Origin of the sequence: Stenotrophomonas sp. GD04054 (genome assembly GCF_029836955.1) — a bacterium.
GTDB lineage: Bacteria > Pseudomonadota > Gammaproteobacteria > Xanthomonadales > Xanthomonadaceae > Stenotrophomonas > Stenotrophomonas maltophilia_A.
Window position 1 is genome coordinate 139202 of the sequence record NZ_JAOECR010000003.1, and the last position, 20930, is coordinate 160131.

Below are 20930 nucleotides of genomic sequence, written 5' to 3' on the forward strand. Positions count from 1 at the left end.
TGCGGAGTTGCCGACCAGCGGCCGGCACTACCGGAACGAGCGCAATGCGCGTTTGCGGATGTAGGCGTTGGCGTCGCTGTGGCACTCGTGCTGCCAACGCGTGCACAGCTGGCGCAGCCACTGCGGCTGAGTCTTGCCGGCGTCATTGAGCCAGTTGCCGACCGAATCCTGCACATAGCGTTCCGGGTCGTCAGCCAGTGCTTCCAACATGGGTAACGCAAGTTCCGGATGCTGCTTGAACAGTGCGATATGCGTGGCCCAGACACCGCGTGGGCGCAGCGCTTCACAGGCGAAGCGGCGCAGGTACGGCGATGTTTCCTGTGTCCAGGGTTGCAGGTACTCAAGCGCCTGCATCGGCGCGGCAACGATGTCCGTGCGTAGCGCCAGCCACGCCCATTCGCGCACACCGAAGTGTGGGTCATCGGCCAGCGTGCGCATCTGCTGCAGCTTCTCTGCCAACGTTGCGTGGGCATCGCTGCCGACCAGATAGCAGGCCCAGCCACGCACGGTATCGGAGCTGTGATCCTGCCAGAACTCAGGCGCGCCCTGCCCCGCCTCACGCAGCAGTTGCGCGGCCAAGGCCATGCGCAGCGTGATGCCCTTGCCTGAGGCATCCCGCATGCGTTGCAGCGCTTCCGGTGCAAGCGCAGGCGCCACCACCTGCAGCAACGCGGCGAAATCCACTGCCAGGCATTCGGCCAGATGGGTGGTGGCAACGCGACCGGTGTTGAGTTCATGCAGGCGTTGCGCCGCAATCGCCGGGCTCATGCTGCAGACTCTCGTCCAGCATCGGTGTGCTGCCAGACCTTGTGCAGCAACCGCGACAGCTGCTGCTGTTCATCGGTATCCAGACCATTGAACAGGCCACCGATCCACTGTGTGTGCTGGTCAAACAGTGTCTCGGCCAAGCGTTTTCCCCGTGCGGTCAATACGATCTGCAGGCGACGGCCATCCTCAGCATCGCTGCGACGCTGCAGCAGTTCTTCGCGCTGCAGGCCATCGAGCAGGCCGCTGATGGTGGCGCGGGTCACGCCTGCGCGTTCGGCCAGCTCGTGGGGCGACAACGTGCCACCGGCCCCATGCAGCAGGAACAGCACGATGAAGCGACCCTCACTGAGCCCGTGTGGCGCCAGCCGGGTGGCGCAATCGTGGTCGATGGACGACGACAACGACAGCAGCTGGAAGCACAGGCGCAGCTGCGCAACATTGGCATGGCCGCGTCGCAGCGCCTCTTCCAGCAGGGCATTGTGCTTGGCTTCGATCATCTCGTGATGAGCATATGATTAGGCGCCTAATCATATGCCATCCCCTTCGGCGTGGCTACCAGTCCATCACCTTCGCCGCCGGCCCGGGATGCGACGGGAACAACGGCAGTACCTCCTCGGCCAGCTCCTGCAGCACCTCGCCGGCAGGCCGCTCGGCGAACTGGATCCCCAGTGCGGCATGGTTGACGCCGGCCCGCTGCCAGGCCTGCAACAGATCGATCAGGCCCTTGCGGCCGGTGCGCAGGGTATAGCCCCCTTGCAGCGGCGTGCGTGGATGATCCGGGTCATCCACCAGGTCGATCCACTCGTTAGTCATGTGCGGACGGAAGCCGCCGTCCGGAATCAGCGCGCGCCAAGCGCCGATCTTCGCGGCCAGCCGCTGCGGGCCGGCGTTGTCATGGGTGGCCTCTGGGTAGGTCAGCCAGCCATCGGCATGCTGGCCGATCCATTCCAGTGGCTGGCGTGCGCCACCGGTGACAATCAGCGGAACGCGGCCACTGACCGTGGGCGGCAGCAACTGCACGCCCTGCTCGGCACCGGCATGTGTCATCCGCCCATCCGTGCCCGGTTGCAGCCAACGGCGCATCTCGTTCATTGCGGTGGCGAAACGCTCTCCGCGCGCCGCGTGCTCCAGTCCATAGGCCGGGAACTCCAGCGGTCGATCACCGGACGCCACACCCATCACCAGCCGCCCACCGGACAGCTGATCGATCGACGCCGCGGCCTTGGCCAGATCGATCGGATGGCGCAGTGGCAGCACCACGCTGCCGGTGGCCAGGGCCACGCGCTGTGTGCGCGCTGCCAGCCACGCAAGGTAGGTGAATGGATCGAACAGCTGCCCCGCATCGCCGAACAACGGATCGAACAGCGGTACGTCACGCACCCATACCGCAGCGAAGCCATGGCGGTCGATATCCTCCACCAGCCGCGCCTGGCCCTGCAGCACGGCCATGTCGCCCTGGTAGAAACGCAGCGGCAGGTAGATGCCCAGGGTCAGCGCGTCGGCGCGGAACATGCGCTGGTAGCCCGGGTGCGTGGCAAAGGCCGGCGCCGACGCGCCCGGCACTGCAATGGAATCGTTCATGTGCATCGCCTCCTTACGGTCCGGTGGCCGGCTCGGGCAGCTGCACGCCGCGCTGTACCGCAGGGCGTGCTGCAACCCGCGCGTACCACGCATCCAGATGGCGATGCCGCGAGAAATCGATGTCGATGATGCGGGCGATGTGCAGCCAGCCGAAGTGGGCGATGTCGGCAATCGAGTAGTGATCGCCAGCCAACCACTCGCGTCCCTGCAGGCGCTGGTCGAGTACGGCGAACAGCTCGTCGCTCAGGCGGCGGTAGCGTTCGATTGCCGCGGAATCGGGCTGTTGAGCGAAATGCTCGAAGTGCACGCGCTGGCCGAGGATCGGGCCGACGGTGGCGGCATGGAACATCAGCCAGGTCAGCGTCTCCCAGCGCGCAGCCGGTTCGGAAGGCAGCAACGCATTGCCCTGTTCGGCCAGGTACATCAGGATCGCCGCCGACTCGAAGACAACGATGCCGCGCGCGCGATCTTCCAGCACGGGAATGCGGCCATGCGGGTTGAGCCGCAGGAAGTCGGGATGGCGATGTTCACCATCGGCGATGTGGACGTGGTGAAGGTGATAGGGAAGACCCAGTTCTTCCAGTGCGATGGTGGCCTTGAAGCCATTGGGAGAACTGTCGGAGTACAGGTGCAGCGAAGGTTCGTTCATGGGAATCCTGGACGCAGGGAGCGACGGCATGCACCGGCCGTTGAAGGTGGCCGGGCGATGCGGGAACGGGCGCTGCAGCAGCCGTGCAGGCAGTCTAGGAAGGGCCTGAGTCGCGGGGAAACGATGTCTTCTGCACGGGGAGTTGAGCGGGGCTCAACGTGCGCGACGCGCGCGCGACAGCCTGCAGTGCGGTCGATATGCTGTCGCAGCGCGGCGCGTGCCGACGCGGTTACAGGAGAGTGGAGATGGGTGCGGTGCTGCCGCTGCTGGGCCTGCGGGCCTTCGTTGAAACCGGCCGCCATGGCAGCCTGACCGCCGCCGCCGATGCGATGGGGGTGACACCTGGTGCAATCAGCCAGCAGCTTCGACAGCTGCAGGAGCGGCTGGGCGTGAGCCTGTTCGACCGCACCCGGCATGGCGTGGTGCTCAGTGCAGCCGGCGCGCGCGTGTATCCGGAGCTGCTGCAGGCCTTCGACCAGATCGCACAGAGCCTGCAGACACTCGAACGCTGGGAAACACGGTGCACGCTACGCATCAGCGCGGCACCGAGCTTCGCCGCACAGTGGTTGGCGCCGCGACTGGGCGGGTTCAGTGCGTTGCATCCGCAGGTGGACGTGCAGCTGGACTCGAGCGCGGCATTGGTCGACCTGCGCCGCGAGGGGGTGGACATCGCGATCCGTCATGGACTGGGCCGCTACCCTGGCCTGCATGCCGAGCATCTTCTGGCGCCGGTACTGCTGCCGGTGGCCAGCCCTACGCTGCTGGCCAGCGCGCCTGCCGTGGGTACGGTGCAGGATTGCCTGCAGCTGCCGCTGCTGCAGGACGCCGACCGCAGCGACTGGCGGCTGTGGTTCCAGGCACTGGATCTGCCCATCGATGAACGACTGGAGCGCGGCCCTGCGTTCGATGACGACCTGTTGCTGATCCGCGCGGCGGTGGCCGGGCAAGGCATCGCCCTGGTGCGCGACATCCACGCGGCCGAAGAACTCGCCAATGGCCGGCTGCAGGTGGTGATCGACCAGCCCTGGCCACAGGCCTTCGCCTACTACGCGGTGACGCGTGCGGACGGCGAGGCCAACGCGGCGATACCTGCTTTCATGACCTGGTTGCATGCAGCATTGATGACGCCGCAGGCAGCAGGCACACACACCCTGCAGGACGCAGGATAAGTCGCTCGAAAAGCGATGCCATTGCAGCCGGCCACAAAAAAACCCCGCCTTGCGGCGGGGTTTTTCATTGCGGGGCGAATGCGGGGACTTAGAAGTCCATGCCGCCCATGCCACCCATGCCGCCCATGCCACCGGCGCCACCCATGGCCGGCTCGTCCTTCTTCGGAGCTTCGGCAACCATGGCTTCGGTGGTGATCATCAGGCCAGCGATCGAGGCCGCGTTCTGCAGCGCCGAACGGGTCACCTTGGTCGGGTCCAGGATGCCGAACTGCAGCATGTCGCCGAACTCGCCGGTGGCGGCGTTGTAGCCGAAGCTGCCGGTGCCTTCCTTGACCTTGTTGATGATGACCGACGGTTCTTCACCGGCGTTGGCCACGATTTCGCGCAGCGGGGCTTCCATCGCGCGCAGGGCGATCTGGATGCCGTGGTTCTGGTCTTCGTTGGCACCCTTCAGGCCGGCCAGTGCGGTGACCGCACGGACCAGGGCCACGCCGCCGCCCGGGACCACGCCTTCTTCAACGGCTGCACGGGTAGCGTGCAGGGCGTCGTCGACGCGATCCTTCTTTTCCTTCATTTCGATTTCGGTCGAAGCACCGACCTTGATCACGGCAACGCCACCGGCCAGCTTGGCCACGCGTTCCTGCAGCTTCTCGCGGTCGTAATCCGAGGAGGTGTCCTGGATCTGGGTCTTGATCTGGCCGACGCGTGCGTCGACGGCAGCCTTGTCACCCACGCCATCGATGATGGTGGTGTTCTCCTTGGAGACCTGCACCTTCTTGGCGCGGCCCAGGTCCTTGATGGTGGCCTTTTCCAGCGACAGGCCCACTTCTTCGGAGATCACGGTGCCGCCGGTCAGCACGGCCATGTCTTCCAGCATCGCCTTGCGACGGTCGCCGAAGCCCGGAGCCTTGACGGCCACGACCTTGACGATGCCACGGATGGTGTTGACCACCAGGGTCGCCAGCGCTTCGCCTTCAACTTCTTCGGCAACGATCAGCAGCGGCTTGCCGGCCTTGGCGACGCCTTCCAGCACCGGCAGCAGGTCACGGACGTTGGAGATCTTCTTGTCGTGCAGCAGGATGAACGGGTCATCCAGGTCAGCGGTCTGCGACTGCTGGTTGTTGATGAAGTACGGGGACAGGTAGCCGCGGTCGAACTGCATGCCCTTGACCACGTCCAGCTCGTTGTCCAGGCCCGAGCCTTCTTCAACGGTGATCACGCCTTCCTTGCCGACTTCCTTCATCGCGTCAGCGATGATCTGGCCGATCGACTCGTCCGAGTTGGCCGAGATGGTACCGACCTGGGCAATCGCCTTGTCGTCGGCGGTCGGCTTGGAGATGGTCTTCAGCTCGGCAACGGCGGCCACGACGGCCTTGTCGATACCACGCTTGAGGTCCATCGGGTTCATGCCGGCGGCCACGGCCTTGGCGCCTTCGCGGATCAGGGCCTGGGCCAGCACGGTGGCGGTGGTGGTGCCGTCGCCAGCGTCGTCGTTGGTGCGGGAAGCAACTTCCTTCACCATCTGCGCACCCATGTTCTCGAACTTGTCAGCCAGTTCGATTTCCTTGGCGACGGAGACGCCGTCCTTGGTGATGGTCGGTGCGCCGAAGCTCTTTTCCAGCACGACGTTGCGGCCCTTCGGGCCCAGGGTGGCCTTGACGGCATTGGCGAGAACGTTGACGCCGCGCACCATGCGCGAACGGGCGTCTTCACCGAAACGAATATCCTTGGCAGCCATTGCAATTACCTCATTGGTAGCGCCGGACGATGCCCGGCGGCTGGGATTTGGGGATCAGGTTGAAACAGGTCGCGCCGAGGCTCAGCCGATGACGGCGAGCACGTCGTCTTCGCGCAGGACCTTGTACTCGACACCTTCGCTCTTGTACGAGCTGCCGGCGTACTGGCCGTAGATGACCTTGTCGCCGACCTTCAGCGACGGCGCGCGCACGCTGCCGTTGTCCAGCGGCTTGCCCGGGCCGACGGCCACGACTTCACCCTTGGTGGACTTTTCCTTGGCCGAATCCGGAATGACGATGCCACCGGCGGAGATTTCGTCGGCTTCGATCGGCTTGACCACAACGCGGTCGTGCAGCGGCTTGATGCTCATGAGAGACCTCTTAAGTTATTGATTGGTCTGAAAAAGTCTGGCGATGTTAGCACTCACCCCAGGTGACTGCCAGCATTGCTCGCGAAAAAGCCCGATGAATCGGGAGCAGGACAGAGATGGAGCTGGCCCCGGACCTTTCAAGGCCGCTCGCGGAAAAAATTTCACTGCCCCGGGCCCACTCGATCTGCGCCCATGTGAAGGCCTGGAGGCCGGTGCAACGCGGCAACCCTGTCTCTGGAATCCTCGACTTTTGGTGACTCGCGTCGCACTGTCAGATATCTGACGTTCATTTACGACAAAGTGTCACTGGATCGGCCTTAGGCTCGGCCGCGCATTCCCAATCACAAGGAGTAGTCGATGCGATTGCTGTCCCCGCTTGCCGCCGCCTGCCTGCTGGCGCTGGCCGCCGCGCCGGCCCAGGCCGAGGTCTTCATCAACGAACTGCACTACGACGACAGCACCGCCGCCGGTGACGTCGGCGAAGCCATCGAAGTGGTCGCTACCGCGGGCGAGGACCTGTCCGGCTACCGCCTCTATCTCTACAACGGCAGCAATCCTTCAGCCGCCACGGTCTACGCCAACAATCCGGTCCCGGCCGGCACCGCCGCGGGTTGCGGCAGCGCCACCCTGGCCGTGGTCAGCTACCCGACCAACGGCCTGCAGAACGGCCCGAACGACGGCATCGCCCTGGTCGATGCCAGCGGCAAGGTGGTCCAGTTCCTCAGCTACGAGGGCGCCATCACCGCCTCCGGTGGCCCTGCCGCCGGCATGACCAGCCAGAACATTCCGGTGGCCGAGACCAACAGCACGGCCCCGGGCACCTCGCTTCAGCTGACCGGCAGCGGCAGCCAGTACGCCCACTTCACCTGGGCCGAATCGGCCAAGCAGACGTTTGGCAGCTGCAACAACGGCCAGACCTTCAGCGGGGGTGGCACCCCGGGCCCGAACACGCCGCCGTCGGTCTCCACCACCACCCCGGCGCAGGGCAGCAGCACCTTCCCGGCCGCCGCCGACCTGGAAGTGGTGTTCAGCGAGACGGTGAACCTGGCCAGCGGCGCCTTCGCCCTGAGCTGCGGCACCTCCGGCAGCGTGCCGCTGACCTACCCGGCCAGCGGCCGCAGCGTGAAGCTGTCCACCAACACCGCGCTGGTGGCCGGTGAAGCCTGCCGCTTCGACATCCGCGCCGCGCGCATCACCGACCTGCAGGGGGCGCACCCCGCCGCCGACAGCCGCATCGCCTTCACCGTGGCCAGCACCGGCGGCAATCCGGACCCGGGCAACCCGGGCGTGCCGGCCGGTTACTACTCCAAGGTCAATACCAGCAGCCCCAGCCAGCTGCGCTGCTCGCTGCACGCCACCATCAAGGGCCACACCGCCTACCCGTACAGCGGCTCGGGCACCAGCACCTGGACCATCCTGGAAATCGCCGACGAGGATCCGAACAACAGCAGCAGGATCCTGGATGCGTACCGCAACCGCAGCTACGCCAAGGTGACCGACCGCGCCGGCAGCGGCGGCGGCCTGAAGTACAACCGCGAGCACACCTGGCCGAACTCGCTGGGCTTTGCCAGCACCACCGGCGACAAGGGCCTGCCGTACGCGCCGTACACCGACACCCACATGCTGTACCTGACCGACGCGCAGTGGAACGCCGATCGCGGCAACAAGCCGTTCGGCAAATGCGACGCCAACTGCGGCGAACGTGCCACCGAGGCCAACAACGGCCAGGGCGGCGGCAGCGGCGGCTACCCGGGCAACTCCAACTGGGTGCGCACGCCGGACGGCAACACCGGCACCTTCGAGGTGTGGGGCAAGCGCAAGGGCGACATGGCGCGTGCGGTGATGTACATGGCGATCCGCTACGAGGGCGGCAAGGATGCGGCCACCGGCCAGTCCGAGCCGGACCTGGAGCTGACCGACGACCGCAGCAGGATCGTCAAGACCAGCAGTTCGCCGGCCTACATGGGCCTGCTCTCGACGCTGATCGACTGGCACCTGTCCGATCCGCCGGATGATGCCGAGCGTGCCCGCAACGACGTGATCTACAGCTTCCAGGGCAACCGCAACCCGTTCATCGACCACCCCGAGTGGGCGACCCCGGGCCTGTTCACCTCGGCCAAGCCGACCTCCTGCCAGCTGGCCAACTGACCGCGCAACGCAGCGGTCCACTGCCGCCGCCGGGCCCTGACCCGGCGGCGGCCCTATACTCGACGGTCATGTCGACCATCGATCCCGTCCTGCTGCTGTTGACCACCTGCCCGGACCGGGCCAGTGCCGAGCGCATCGCGCACGCGCTGGTTGGCGAGCGCCTGGCCGCGTGCGTGACCCGCCTCGATGGCGCGCAGTCGACCTACCGCTGGCAGGGCGAGGTGACCACCGACGCCGAACTGCAGCTGCTGGTGAAAACCACCGCGAGCCGCGTCGATGACGCGATTGCCCGGATCGTCGAACTGCATCCGTATGAACTCCCGGAGTGCATTGCGGTCGAAACCCGGGCCGGCCTGCCGGCGTATCTGGACTGGATCCGGGCACAGACCCGGGAGGACACTGATTGAAGACTCTGTTTGCGCGTGGCGCCGCCTTGTGCGCCCTGTTGTGGCTCTCGCTGCCGGCCTTCGCGCTGGATGAGAAGGACCTGCTGCCGGTGGACCAGGCGTTCGCGCTGACCGCCAGCGCCCCCGAACGGGGCCAGGTGCAACTGCAGTTCAAGATCGCACCGGGCTATTACCTGTATCGCCACCGCACCAGCGTCAAGGCGGATCCGGCCTTCAATGCCGGCGCGCTGCAGATGCCCAAGGGCGACAAGCACCACGACGATTTCTTCGGCGAAGTCGAAACCTATCGCGAACGCCTGCAGGCCACCCTGCCCGGCACGCCGACCGACGCCGCCGGCACCATCAGCCTGGAAGTGCGTTACCAGGGCTGCGCCGATGCCGGTGTCTGCTACCCGCCGCAGAAGCGCGTGGTGCAGGTCACCCTGCCGGGCGCCGGTGCGGCAGCCGCGGTGCCTGCCGCGCGTGCCGGTGCCGCAAGCCCGTTCAACAACCCGCTGGCCGGTGCCGGCAACAGCGGTGGCCTGCGCCTGCCGGGCGCGGCCAACAACAGCCAGGCGCTGCCGCTGCCGTCGGAGCAGGCGTTCGGCTTCGACGCCATCGCCAGCGACGGCAATACCCTGCTGCTGCGCTTCAGCCCGGCGCCGGGCTACTACCTGTATCGCGACCGCACTTCGGTGAAGCTGGACGGCAGCACCGGGGTGCTGGCCGACAAGCTGCGCTGGCCTGCCGCACAGTCGCATCGCGACGAACACTTCGGCGATGTCTCGGTCTACTTCAACCAGGTGGAAGTGCCGCTGCCGCTGCGCCGCTCCATCGCCGATGCGGTCGACAGCACTCTGGTGGTGACCTTCCAGGGTTGCCAGACCGATGGCATCTGCTACCCGCCGATGACCCGCCGGGTGAAGCTGTCCATTCCGGCCGGCAAGGTCAGCAGCAGTGCCGACCAGGCGCCACCGCGCAATGAGGTGATCAGCCCGCTGCCCGCTGCCAACGGAGCACCACGCGAAGCCGCCAACGGCGCACCGCTGCGCCTGCTGCCAACCGTGCCCAATACGGATGCAACGACCCCTGCTGCAGGTGACGGCACCGCCAGCAGTGAGTTCGCCGCCGATGCACAGGGTGACAACGCGCTGCGCACGCGACCGCCGGTGACCACGCCGAATCCGGACCGTTCGTTCGTATGGGTCCTGCTGCTGGCGCTGGCCGGTGGCCTGGTACTGAACCTGATGCCCTGCGTGCTGCCGATCCTGTCGCTGAAGGTCCTGAGCCTGGCGCAGAGTGGCGAAAGCCCGCAGCGCGCGCGCAGCCATGCCCTCTGGTACACGCTGGGCGTACTGGTCGCGTTCGCGGTGATCGGTGCGTTGATGGTTGGCCTGCGCGCGATCGGCAACGCCGTCGGCATCGGCTTCCAGCTGCAGCACCCGGGCGTGGTGGCGGCGCTGGCCTACATCATGTTCGCGGTGGGCCTGAGCCTGTCCGGCGTGTTCACACTGGGCGGCGGCATCGGCAACCTCGGCCAGTCGCTGGCCAGCCGCAGTGGCCCGGCCGGTGATTTCTTCACCGGTGCGCTGGCCTGCGTGGTCGGCAGTGCCTGCGTCGGCCCGTTCATGGGCGGCGCGATTGCCTACGCGTTCATAGCCCCGCCGCTGAAGGCGATGACCGTGTTCCTGTTCCTCGGCCTGGGCCTGGCCCTGCCGTTCCTGCTGATCGGCTTCGTGCCGGCGCTGGCGCGCCGCCTGCCCAAGCCGGGCCCGTGGATGGAAACGCTCAAGCACGTGCTGGCCTTCCCGATGTATGCCACCGTGCTGTGGCTGCTGTGGGTGCTGGGCAAACAGCGCGGCGTGGACGGCATGGCGCTGGTGCTGGGTGGCCTGCTGCTGCTGGCCTTCGGTCTGTGGCTGTTTGAACGCAACCGCTGGACCGGCTCGCGCGCCGTCACCCTGCTCGGCGTGCTGCTGGCGATCGGTGCACTGGTTCCTGCCTGGGGCGTGACCCAGCTGGCAGCGCCGGCGCGTGCCGCACAGGCGGCGACTGACAACGTGGTCGAATACTCGCCGCAGCTGCTGGATCGCCTGCGCGCCGACAACCGCGTGGTGTTCGTGAACATGACCGCCGACTGGTGCGTGAGCTGCAAGGCCAACGAGCGCGCCGTGCTGTCGCGCCCAGAGTTCAAGGAACTGCTCAAGCGCACCAACGCGGTGTACATGCGCGGTGACTACACCAACGTCGATCCGCAGATCACCACGTTCCTGGAAGAGCACAAGGCCGTGGGCGTGCCGCTGTACGTGGTGTACGGCCCCGGCGCACCGCCGACCGTGCTGCCGACCCTGCTGACCCAGGCGGTGGTCGAGGAAGCGCTGCTGCGCACCGCACGATGAAATGGCAACGGCCAGCGCTGCTGTGGACAGCGGTGCTGGCCGCCGGCCTCGGCCTGTGGGCCGGGCATCGATTGGCTCCCGCGCCGGCTGCGCCTGAGGCCATGCCAGCGGCGCCTGCGGTGGCGGCGGTGGCACCCGCCCTGCAGGTCGGCGACAGCCTGCCCGCGCTGTCGCTGCCCGATCTTGAAGGCCGACCGCTGGACCTGCGCCAGCACGCTGCCGGCCGCCCGCTGTTGATCAATGTCTGGGCCAGCTGGTGCGCGCCCTGCGTTGAAGAAATGCCTGAATTGGCGCGCTTTGCCCACACCCAGGGCGACAACGGTGTGCAGGTTCTTGGCCTGGCGCTGGATACGCCGGAAGACGTGCGCGGTTTCCTGCAGCGGGTACCGGTGGATTACCCGATCGTGATCGAGACACCCGGGCCACGCGATGCCAGCGTGCAGCTGGGCAATACGCAGGGCCTGCTGCCCTACAGCGTGCTGTTCGATGCACAGGGCCGGCTGGTGAAGGCGAAGCTGGGACCGTTCGCCCACGGCGAGATCGACAGCTGGGTGAAGTGAGGGTTCGGCGGGCTGCGCCCTGCACCTGCCGAGGCCACAGCAACAGCCAAAGCGGCCCTGCAGTGCTGAGAATTGGGCGGGGCGGTGTGAGGCTGCAGGACACGCCGTAAACCCGTCCATGGGGGCTCGATGGCGCCATCCATGGCGCCAACGGTCCTGCAGCCCCACACCGCCCCACCCCCGACAGATTCCCGGTGCTTTTCGGTAGGTGTCGACCTTGGTCGACACATCCGTCAGATATCGAATGAAATTCTGGGGTCAGATCCCCAAGAGCATTTCCAACAGATCGCAGGAAACTGTCGAAGGCGGGGTGGGTCCGGTTGAGGGGGCGTGAGCGCCATGGATGGCGCGACCGAGGCTACATGGACGTATTCACGCCGTCCCCCGCAACCGGACCCACCCCGCCTCCTCACAGGAAACCCGCTGTTGCTTCGGCTGTTGCTTCTGAGGTTGCCGGCCAGCGGCCGGCACTACCACGGGTGCCGGGCGCCGCCCGGCCGATATCCCCTGCTTGACCGCAGCCGGGGCGCCACGGAGAATTCCGCGACTAATTCTCATTTGCTGTTGCGCAGGATGCGGGCGGCAGCCTTCCAGGCCCTCCTCCTTCGATGTTCAAGAACGTCCTGTTCCAACTGCACTGGCTGCTGGGCATCACCGCTGGTGCCGTGCTGGCCGTGATGGGCCTCAGCGGCGCCGTGCTGTCCTTCGAGGATGAACTGCTGCGGGCGGCCAATCCCGGCTTCGCCGAGATCGCCGAGCACCATGCCGACGGCCAGCTTCCGCTTGAACTCAGCGAACTGGTGCCGCTGCTGCAGGCCGGCAGTGATCGCCCCCTGCAACGCCTGCGCGTGGATGCCACCGGGCAACGGCCCTCGGTGGCGCGCTTCGCCGGTGGCAAGGAACACTGGGTCTACTTCGATCCGTACACCGGCGAGCGCTTCAGCGCCCTGCGCGGGCAGGCGTTCTTCGATTTCGTCGAGGACCTGCATCGCCACCTCGCCGCCGGCGAGCGCGGCAAATGGATCACCGGCAGTTGTGCCATCGCGCTGCTGTTCTTCACCCTGTCCGGGCTCTACCTGCGCTGGCCGCGGCGCTGGTGGCACTGGCGCAGCTGGCTGGCGGTGGAATGGAAACGCAGCGGCCGTGGCTTCCTGTGGAGCCTGCACTCGGTGGTCGGCACCTGGGTGCTGCTGATCTACCTGATGAGTGCGCTGACCGGCCTGTGGTGGTCGTTCGACTGGTATCGCAGTGCCGCCAACACCCTGCTGGGCGTCGCACCGGCCGCCAGGCACAAGGTCGCCACCGAAGCCGCCCTGAACCTGGAACGCATCGAAGCCACGCTGTACGCACTGCCCGGCGTGCGCACCGGCTACATCGACCTGCGCCTGCCGGAGAAGCCGGGGCAGGCACTGAACGTGCGGGTGATGGCCGGTGATCCGTCGCAGCGCGGCGGCCAGCATGACCGCGCGCATGATCTGCTGCAGCTGGACCCAGGCACGGGGGCCACGCTCGATGCCCGCCCCTATGCGCGCCAGGGCGCCGGCGCGCAGCTGGCCACCAGCGTGTTCGCGCTGCACTCGGGCAGCTACTTCGGCGTGCCCGGGCGCGTGGTGGTGATGCTCAGCAGCCTGGGCATGAGCCTGTTCTTCATCACCGGCTGGATGCTCTACCTGGACCGCCGCCGCAGCCAGCGCGCCGCGCGTGACCTGCGCCAGTCGCTGCCAGCAACGCCTGCCGATGGCGGTGGTACGCCGTGGCTGGTGGTGCATGCCAGCCAGAGTGGACTGGGAGAACAACTGGCATGGCGCGCCGCCGCGCAGCTGCAGGCGTCCGGTCATGCGGTGCAGGTGCTGCCACTGGCCCGCGTCGATGCCACGCAGCTGGCACGCACCGCGCAGGTGCTGTGGGTACTGAGCACCTTCGGCGACGGCGAGCCACCGGATGCGGCGCGAGGCGCTGCACGACGGCTGATGGCACAGACACTCGACCTGTCAGGCCTGCAGTTTGGACTGCTGGCGCTGGGTGACCAACAGTACCCGCACTACTGCGGCTTCGGTCGCCAGGTTGATGGCTGGCTGCTCGGCAACGGCGCGCGCCCGTTGTTCGACCGCATCGAAGTCGATGCCGCCTCGGTAGCGGCCTTGCGCCAATGGCAGCTGCAGCTGGGCGCGCTGACCGGCATCGTCACCGATGACAGCGTGCTGCCGGCGGCCACGCAGATGCATGAGTGGCGGCTGCTCGGCCGCGACCGGCTCAATCCGGGCAGCATCGGTGGTGCCATCTGGCGCATCCGTCTTGCGCCACCGGCCGACGTGCAGTGGCAGGCGGGCGACATCCTGCATATCGCGCCCCGGCACAACGCACGGCACGCCAACGCCGTGTTGAAGGCACATGGGTTGGATCCGCTGCAGCCGCTGCTGGTGGACGGCCACCCACGCACCCTGCTGGCGCTGGCCAGTGAACGCGAGCTGCCCGAGGCCGACGCCGCGCTGGCGGTGCAGGATGCCTGCCTGTGGCTGTCCGGATTGCCAACGCTGCCCGGACGCGAATACTCCATCGCCTCCTCCACGAGTGATGAAGTGGTGGAACTGGTGGTGCGCCTGGTGCATGACCTGTCGGGTCGAGCCGGGCTGGGCTCGGGCTGGCTGGCGCTGCATGCCCCGGTCGGAGCCAGCATCGTGGCCCGTGTGCATCGCAACCCCGGTTTCCATCGCATTGGCGGTGTGCCGATGGTGCTGATCGGCAATGGCACCGGCATCGCGGGTCTGCGCAGCTTGTTGCGCGAAGCTGCCCATGCAGGCGAGCACGGGCACTGGCTGCTGTTCGGTGAGCGCCAGCGCGCGCACGACTTCCTGTTCGCCGACGAGATCGAAGCGTGGCAGGCCGATGGCCATCTCGCGCGGGTGGACCTGGCGTTCTCGCGCGATGGCGAAGGTGGTTACGTGCAGGATTGCCTGCATGCCGCCACCGATGCGCTGCGCGAATGGATGCAGCGTGGTGCGGTGATTCATGTCTGCGGCTCGCTGCAGGGCATGGCCGAAGGCGTGGACCAGGTGCTGCGCGCTGCGCTGGGCGATGAGGTTGTGGAAACGCTGCTGGAGACCGGGCGCTACCGGCGCGACGTGTACTGAGCCACAAGGGTAGTGCCGGCCGCTGGCCGGCAGGATCATCGACGGTGCCGGCCAGCGGCCGGCACTACCGGAGCGGGATCAGGCCGCAGCGCGCGCCTGTGGCATCAACTGCAGACGGAACGCGCCCACGGCTTCTGCCAGGGCATGCACCTGCGCCTGCATCTGCGCGGTCGAGGCCCCCGCCTCTTCCACCAGACTGGCGTTGCGCTGTGTACTGGCCTCCATCTGCACGATGGTCTGGTTCACCTGGGCGATGCCGGCATGCTGGTCCTGCGACGCGCTGCGGATCCCGGCCAGCAGATCCGCCAGCTGCTGCACGCTGCCGACAATCTCGCCCATCGTGGTGCCGGCCTGTTCGGCCTGCTGGTTGCCCTGGCCCACACGCGCCACCGAATCCTCGATCAATCCCTTGATCTGCTTGGCCGCCTCCGCGCTGCGCTGAGCCAGCAGGCGCACTTCGGCAGCCACGACGGCGAAGCTGCGGCCCTGCTCTCCAGCGCGCGCCGCTTCCACTGCTGCGTTGAGCGCGAGAATGTTGGTCTGGAAGGCGATGCCATCAATCAGCTGGGTGATGTCACCGATCCGCCGTGAGGCTTCGCTGATGCCATGCATGGTGGCCACCACCTGGCCGACCGCCTCGCCGCCACGCTGGGCCACTGCCGCCGCGCCCTTGACCAGCGCATCCGCACGGCCCGCGGCATCGGCATTGCGGCCAACAGTGTCGGTCAGCTCGTGCATCGACGCTGCCGTCTCTTCCAGGTTGGCCGCCTGCTGTTCGGTACGCTGCGACAGATCATGGTGACCGGCGACGATCTCACCAACACCGGTGTCGAGGCTGGACGTGGCCTGCTGGATGCGGGTGACGATGCGGCCCAGTTGCGCGACGGTGGCGTTGGCATCGTCGCGCATGCGCGCGAACACGCCCTGCAGTTCACCTTCCATGCGCACGCTGAGGTCACCGCGGGCCAGCGCGGCCAGAAGCGCCTGCAGATCGCCAAGGTTGGTCTCGAAGGTGGTCAACAGGCGATTGATGCTGGTCGACAGCGTACGCACAAAGCCCTGCTTCCCCTCCAGCGCGATGCGACCGTGCAGGTCACCGTGCGCGGCCGCGTCGACCAGGGCTGCCACTTCGGTTTCCAGCAGGGTTTCCAGCGCGCGACTGCGCCATTCCACCGCCACGCCGAGGAAATGCCCCTCGTCGACAATGGGATTGGCGATCAGCTGATAGCGGACACCGCAATGGCCGATCTCGCGTTCTTCGCGTTGTCGCACGCCGGCCAGGCTTACCAGTGCCGGATGCAGGCGTACCGCATCGCTCCCCACCAGCTCATCGCCCTGACGTTCCAGCTGCTCCAGCAGCGCCGGATTGGCGTACGCCACCAGGCCTTCGGCATCGACCACCATCAGCCCGGTCTGCGCACTGTCCAGCGCCTGGCGCACGCGGGTGTTGCCGCGCGCCACAGCACGTTCGGTCTCGATGCGCGCACGCAGGCGCTGCTGCATGTCGACCAGGCGTCGGGCCAGCTGGCCGATCTCATCGTTGGCGTTGTAGACGCGCAGCGTGGTGTCCAGGCGGTCGTCGGCGATGTCGCTGGCGAAACGCAGGGTGTCCTGGATCGGCTGGCGCACCGCACGCAGCACCAGCACCAGGCTGGTGATCAGCACGCCGGCCACCAGCAGCAGGGTCAATGCGAACAGCACGCTCATCGTGCGCGCGCCGACCTGCTGGCGCGCCTGCGCCTTGGCCAGCGCTGCCACCTGCACCTGCTGGAAAGCGGCAAGCGCCGGCGCTACGCCCGCGGCGGTATCCAGCAGCGACTGCGCTTCCACATCCAGGCCGACGCGGGCAGCGGTATACCCCAGCAGGGCGCGTTGATAGCCCTCCATCCCGGTGCGCAGGGCGTCCTGCGCATCCGCGGGCAGGCCCGCCAGCGCGAGGTCGAACGGCAGCTTTTCCTCGCTGGCGCGGTCGGCGTGGGTGGAATCACCGTCGAGCAGCAGCAGGGCCTCCTGCCTTCGCATCTTCTGCAGGGACAGCGCCAGCGACGGCCGCTGCAGCGCATCCACCTGTGCCTGCAGGGTTTCGGCGGCCTGCTGCAGCTGTGCAGCGAGGCCGGCCTCACCGCGGCCCATCTCGTCGACCCGTTCAAACAGGGCGGCGACACCCTGCGAGAACGCGTCGGCCGATTCGGTCAGCACCTGCAGCGCCTTGCGCCGGCCGGCGTCCATCGGCATCGCGCGAAGCGCCTGCAGGTCAGCCTGCAGGGCCTTCTGTGCTGCCAGCAACTGGCTGCGGTCAGCATCATCGAAACTGCGTGCATACTGGGTCTGCAGGCGGCGCGCTTCGGCCACCCGCGTGGACAGGCTGGCAGCCAGATCGCTGCCGCGCTGGTAGCTGGCCTGGCTGCGCGCGGCCAGGGCGTTGGCATGGCCAGTCCAGGCGTAGACAGCGGCGATCGCCACCAGCCCCAGGCCACAGACCCACAGGGTCGCCTTGAGCTTGTTGGCCACGCTGAGCCGGTGTGGTTGCAGCCACAGCAGCAGGCCGGGGGACGCCGAGCGCAACGTGGCAAGACGCGTGCGCAGGGACCGGAGGTGGGGGACAACGGCCGACATGACAGACTCCAGGCGGAAAGACGCACCTGTATCGGCCGGATTCAGGGCAACTTTAGGCCTTTTTTCGTCTGCGTCCCCCGTCACTGGCGGACGCGGTCTTTGTACCGGGTGCAGGCGACGGGGGCATGACACGGCCGCCGTGCTTGACCTCAACCCCGGTTGGGGGAGCACAGTGGACCTCCCTTCCCCGCCCGGTGCCCCCATGACGACGCTCGATGTCCCCCGCTACCTGCAGCGCCTGCAGCTGGATGCGCCGCCACCACGGACCCTGGCCGGCCTGACCCTGCTACAGCAGCGCCACAACGCACTGCTGCCCTTCGAAACCCTCAGCTGCCTGCTGCGCGATGCGGTGCCGATCGACCTGGACAGCGTGCAGCGCAAGCTGCTTGACGAGCGCCGCGGTGGCTACTGCTTCGAGCTCAATGGTGGGTTGCTGGCGCTGCTGCAGGCCTTGGGCTTCGATGCCCAGCCATTGAGCGCGCGCGTACTGCTGGCCGCCCAGGACGGCGAACTGACCGCGCGTACCCATCTGCTGCTGCGCGTGCACGTGGACGGCGATAACTGGCTGGTGGATGCCGGTTTTGGCAGCCTGACCCCGACCGTACCGCTGCGCCTGCATGACCCGCAGCCGCAGGCCACCCCGCACGAACGCTATCTGTTGCAGCGGTTGGAAGACGGCGGTGATTTCATGCTGTCGGCCGAATCCAGCGACGGCTGGCGGGCGATGTACCGCTTCGATCTGCAGGCGCCGGCGCCGATCGACAACGTGGTGGGCAACTGGTACGTATGTACCCATCCCGATTCCAGTTTCCCCGGCCAATTGCGCGCGTCGCTGACCGGGCCGGACTGGCGCCGCACCATCGGCAGCGGCAACTACACCGAGTACCGCCCCGGACAGGCACCGGACAAGCGCCCGCTGCATGATGTGGGTGATGTGCGCGACGTGCTGGAGCAGCGCTTCGGCATCCAGCTTCCGGACGACCCGCGGCTGGATCCCGCGATCAACGACTGGCTGCAGCGCTCACGCGCCGCGACGCTGTAGAGTCGAGCTTGCTCGACTGATGCATCTACGGCGACGTCAAAATCAGTCGAGCAAGCTCGACTCTACAGATGCGCGCACCGCAGCGTTGACGTTACGGCGCTGTGCGCGACTGCAATGCGATACGGTTGCCTTCGCTGTCGCGGATCTCGGCTACACGCCAGTCACCCGCATCGGCCGGGCCGAAGCGCAGCTCGGCTCCGGCCTGCAGCGCACGGTCGAGGCTGGCATCCAGGTCATCGACGCCGATGTAGATGCGCGCGCCCTGCTCGGAAGGCAGATAGTCCGCGCCGTGCACCAGCGCAATGCTGGCACCGGCGGCCTCATCGGAGAACGGCAGATAGGCCATCCGGCAGTCGTGCAGCACGATGGGTTCGTCCACCGCAACCTGCAGCCATCGCTGGTAGAACGTGATGGCCCGGTCCAGGTCAGTCGCCGGGATTTCCACATGCAGGATCGGGTTCACTGACACTCCTTGCCACCTCCACTCAGATGATGCGCAGGGTAATCGCCTTCAGCACGGCACGGGTACGGTCGCGGGTGCCGAGCTTGTCCAGGATGGCGGACACGTAGTTCTTCACCGTGCCCTCGGCCAGGAACAGGCTGCGCGCGATCTCCTTGTTGCTGTAGCCCCCGGCCAGCAGGCGCAGGATTGCCACTTCACGTTCGCCGAAGGTATCGGTGGGCGGCGCTTCATCGTGGAAGCGGTAACGCGCGCGCACCGGATCGGTACTGACCGGCAGCAGCAGGGTCTCGCCAGCGGCAACGCGTTCGATGGCCTCGCGCAGGTCGGCCGGCGCGGCATCCTTGAGCAGGAAGCCCTGTGCGCCGGCCTCGCTGGCGCGCAGCAGCAGATCACTTTCATCGAAGGTGGTCAGCAGCAGCCACGGCGTGGCATCGCCGCGCGCCCGCAGCTGGCGCAGTGCCTCGATCCCATCCAGCCCTGGCATGCGGATGTCACTGAGCACCACGTCCACGCGCTGCGTATCCAGCGCATCCAGCAGGGCCTGGCCATCCTCGGCCTCCAGCACCACGTCCACCCCCAGGCCCTGCAGCAGCGCACGCAGGCCTGCACGCACCAATGCCTGGTCGTCGGCCAGCGCTACGCGGATTGCGGCCGGGCTCATGCCGGCAACCGCGCGGTCAGATGCATGCCGCCCTGCGCGGTTCGGGCCAACTCCAGCCGCCCCTGTACGGCCGCCAGGCGCTCGCGCATGCCGGCGATGCCATTGCCCTCGCGGATGCGTTCGGCGCGCTGGCCATCATCGCGGATATCGATACGCAACTGGGATTCCTCTTCACTGATCGTCAACCACACGGTGTCTGCATTGCCGTGCCGGGCGGCGTTGGTCAGGGCTTCCTGTACCAGCCGCAGCACGGTCTCGGCCATCAATGGGTCAGCCACGCGCACCCCGTCGCCGATCTGCAGCTGCAGCTTCGGTCGTGGGAAGGGTGCGGCCAGCGCATGCAGCGCGGTGGCCAGATCGAGGCCGCGATCATCGCGCATCGACTGCACCACCTGGCGGATGTCGGCCAGCAACTCGCCGGACAACTGTTCGGCCAGCACCAGCCCTTCGCGACCGGCCAGCGCAGGGTCAGCGGCCAGGGCGCGCAGGTTGAGCCGCATCGCGGTGAGCTTGTGCCCGGCCACATCGTGCAGCTCGCGCGCAAGGCGAAGGCGCTCGGCATCGCGTGCGCTGTCGGCCAGCAGCGCGCGGGTGGCCAGCAGGTCGGCGTTGACCCGGGCCAGGTCATCGCGGGCCAGCGCCGTGCTGCGGGCATAGTGCGCGGTCAGCGCGGCGAAGGCCTGGAAACCGCCATACAGCAGCACCACCAGCAGCGGCTGGCTGAAGCCGCTGTGGCGCAGCACGGCATACACCGCCAGGTTGGCCAGCAGCGCAACGCCCAGCACGAAGCGCGGCGGCCAGTGTTCGGCCAGCTGTGCAACCAGCACCACCAGCAGCACCGGGGCGGTACCGGTACGCGGCTGCAGCGCAACCAGCACAACCGCCAGCAGCGCCTGCAACACCGCAGCGGCGGCGCGCACGCGGGATGGCATCGACGCCCAGCCGTGCACCACGAACAGCAGCAGGAACACAGCAAGCAACAGCAGGCTCAGCCCGGCGCCACTGCGCTGCACTGCGAACGACAGGCCGACCACCAGCACGGTGATCAGGCCGGCAAGGCTGAGCGGACGCAACAGATGGCGGAACAGGCTGGGCATGGCCAGATGCTGACGGCCGCGCACGCCGGCGGCAATGGGTCCGGCGCAGAAAGTGACTTCTGGCACGTCGAATCGATGACCACTGGCCCTGAACCCGGTGCAGCGCCCCACGCAGACTGGCTCCACACCGCCACACACACTTCCGGAGCCACT

The 20930-nt window shown here is 67.4% G+C and carries 17 protein-coding genes; 7 read left to right on the plus strand and 10 right to left on the minus strand.

Annotated elements, in window-relative coordinates; all coding sequences use genetic code 11:
• Positions 1 to 27: 27 nt before the first annotated feature.
• Genes N7573_RS03560 through N7573_RS03575 form a run of 4 tightly spaced genes read right to left on the minus strand, consistent with a single transcriptional unit; the run spans position 28 to position 2998 of the window.
• Entirely contained in the window at positions 28 to 768 is a 741-nt protein-coding gene (locus tag N7573_RS03560) for a DNA alkylation repair protein (RefSeq protein WP_279913517.1), read from the minus strand.
• Positions 765 to 1265, minus strand: a complete 501-nt coding sequence (locus N7573_RS03565; RefSeq protein WP_049462801.1) for a MarR family transcriptional regulator — start codon at positions 1263 to 1265, stop codon at positions 765 to 767. The genes N7573_RS03560 and N7573_RS03565 overlap by 4 nt, the downstream gene beginning before the upstream one ends.
• A gap of 55 nt (positions 1266 to 1320) precedes the next feature.
• Positions 1321 to 2349: an LLM class oxidoreductase gene (locus N7573_RS03570; protein ID WP_279913516.1), complete on the minus strand. Its 1029-nt coding sequence runs from the start codon at positions 2347 to 2349 to the stop codon at positions 1321 to 1323.
• Positions 2350 to 2362: 13 nt separating this feature from the next.
• Positions 2363 to 2998 carry a glutathione S-transferase family protein gene (locus N7573_RS03575; protein WP_279913515.1) on the minus strand — a complete coding sequence of 212 codons (636 nt, stop codon included), beginning with the start codon at positions 2996 to 2998 and terminating at the stop codon, positions 2363 to 2365.
• A 245-nt stretch (positions 2999 to 3243) separates the two neighbouring features.
• Between N7573_RS03575 and N7573_RS03580 the strand changes: the two genes are divergently transcribed.
• A complete protein-coding gene (locus N7573_RS03580) occupies positions 3244 to 4167 on the plus strand; it encodes a LysR substrate-binding domain-containing protein (RefSeq protein WP_279913514.1) in 924 nt (307 codons plus the stop codon).
• A gap of 88 nt (positions 4168 to 4255) precedes the next feature.
• Here the strand turns inward: N7573_RS03580 and groL are convergent, their stop codons facing one another.
• Both groL and N7573_RS03590 read right to left on the minus strand, forming a co-directional pair.
• Positions 4256 to 5905 (minus strand): chaperonin GroEL, encoded by a 1650-nt coding sequence (groL, locus tag N7573_RS03585; RefSeq protein ID WP_014038666.1) that lies wholly within the window; start codon positions 5903 to 5905, stop codon positions 4256 to 4258.
• Between the two features lie 81 nt (positions 5906 to 5986).
• Positions 5987 to 6274 (minus strand): co-chaperone GroES, encoded by a 288-nt coding sequence (locus N7573_RS03590; protein ID WP_006396661.1) that lies wholly within the window; start codon positions 6272 to 6274, stop codon positions 5987 to 5989.
• A 357-nt stretch (positions 6275 to 6631) separates the two neighbouring features.
• Between N7573_RS03590 and N7573_RS03595 the strand changes: the two genes are divergently transcribed.
• The 5 genes from N7573_RS03595 (at position 6632) to N7573_RS03615 (ending at position 14898) form a co-directional block, all read left to right on the plus strand.
• A complete protein-coding gene (locus N7573_RS03595; protein ID WP_279943077.1) occupies positions 6632 to 8422 on the plus strand; it encodes an endonuclease in 1791 nt (596 codons plus the stop codon).
• 68 nt (positions 8423 to 8490) lie between these two features.
• Entirely contained in the window at positions 8491 to 8829 is a 339-nt protein-coding gene (gene cutA / locus N7573_RS03600; RefSeq protein ID WP_100443413.1) for a divalent-cation tolerance protein CutA, read from the plus strand.
• Positions 8826 to 11207: a protein-disulfide reductase DsbD gene (locus tag N7573_RS03605; protein WP_279913810.1), complete on the plus strand. Its 2382-nt coding sequence runs from the start codon at positions 8826 to 8828 to the stop codon at positions 11205 to 11207. The genes cutA and N7573_RS03605 overlap by 4 nt, the downstream gene beginning before the upstream one ends.
• Positions 11204 to 11767 carry a TlpA disulfide reductase family protein gene (locus N7573_RS03610; RefSeq protein WP_121504276.1) on the plus strand — a complete coding sequence of 188 codons (564 nt, stop codon included), beginning with the start codon at positions 11204 to 11206 and terminating at the stop codon, positions 11765 to 11767. The genes N7573_RS03605 and N7573_RS03610 overlap by 4 nt, the downstream gene beginning before the upstream one ends.
• A 608-nt stretch (positions 11768 to 12375) precedes the next feature.
• A complete protein-coding gene (locus N7573_RS03615; protein WP_279943078.1) occupies positions 12376 to 14898 on the plus strand; it encodes a sulfite reductase flavoprotein subunit alpha in 2523 nt (840 codons plus the stop codon).
• 78 nt (positions 14899 to 14976) lie between these two features.
• Here N7573_RS03615 and N7573_RS03620 read toward each other — a convergent pair whose 3' ends face one another.
• Positions 14977 to 17514, minus strand: a complete 2538-nt coding sequence (locus N7573_RS03620) for a methyl-accepting chemotaxis protein (protein ID WP_279943079.1) — start codon at positions 17512 to 17514, stop codon at positions 14977 to 14979.
• Between the two features lie 202 nt (positions 17515 to 17716).
• On the opposite strand from N7573_RS03620, the gene N7573_RS03625 reads away from it, so the two are divergent.
• A complete protein-coding gene (locus N7573_RS03625) occupies positions 17717 to 18556 on the plus strand; it encodes an arylamine N-acetyltransferase (RefSeq protein ID WP_279912995.1) in 840 nt (279 codons plus the stop codon).
• Between the two features lie 91 nt (positions 18557 to 18647).
• On the opposite strand, the gene N7573_RS03630 is transcribed toward N7573_RS03625, so the two are convergent.
• The 3 genes from N7573_RS03630 to N7573_RS03640 are packed head-to-tail and all read right to left on the minus strand — an operon-like array spanning position 18648 to position 20777.
• Complete coding sequence (locus N7573_RS03630) at positions 18648 to 19019, minus strand: VOC family protein (protein ID WP_279912994.1); 372 nt, start codon at positions 19017 to 19019, stop codon at positions 18648 to 18650.
• A gap of 22 nt (positions 19020 to 19041) precedes the next feature.
• On the minus strand, positions 19042 to 19680 hold the full coding sequence (locus N7573_RS03635) for a response regulator transcription factor (RefSeq protein ID WP_032129575.1): 639 nt from the start codon (positions 19678 to 19680) through the stop codon (positions 19042 to 19044).
• Positions 19677 to 20777: a histidine kinase gene (locus N7573_RS03640; RefSeq protein WP_049463270.1), complete on the minus strand. Its 1101-nt coding sequence runs from the start codon at positions 20775 to 20777 to the stop codon at positions 19677 to 19679. Before N7573_RS03640 ends, N7573_RS03635 begins: the two co-directional genes overlap by 4 nt.
• Between the last annotated feature and the right edge of the window lie 153 nt (positions 20778 to 20930).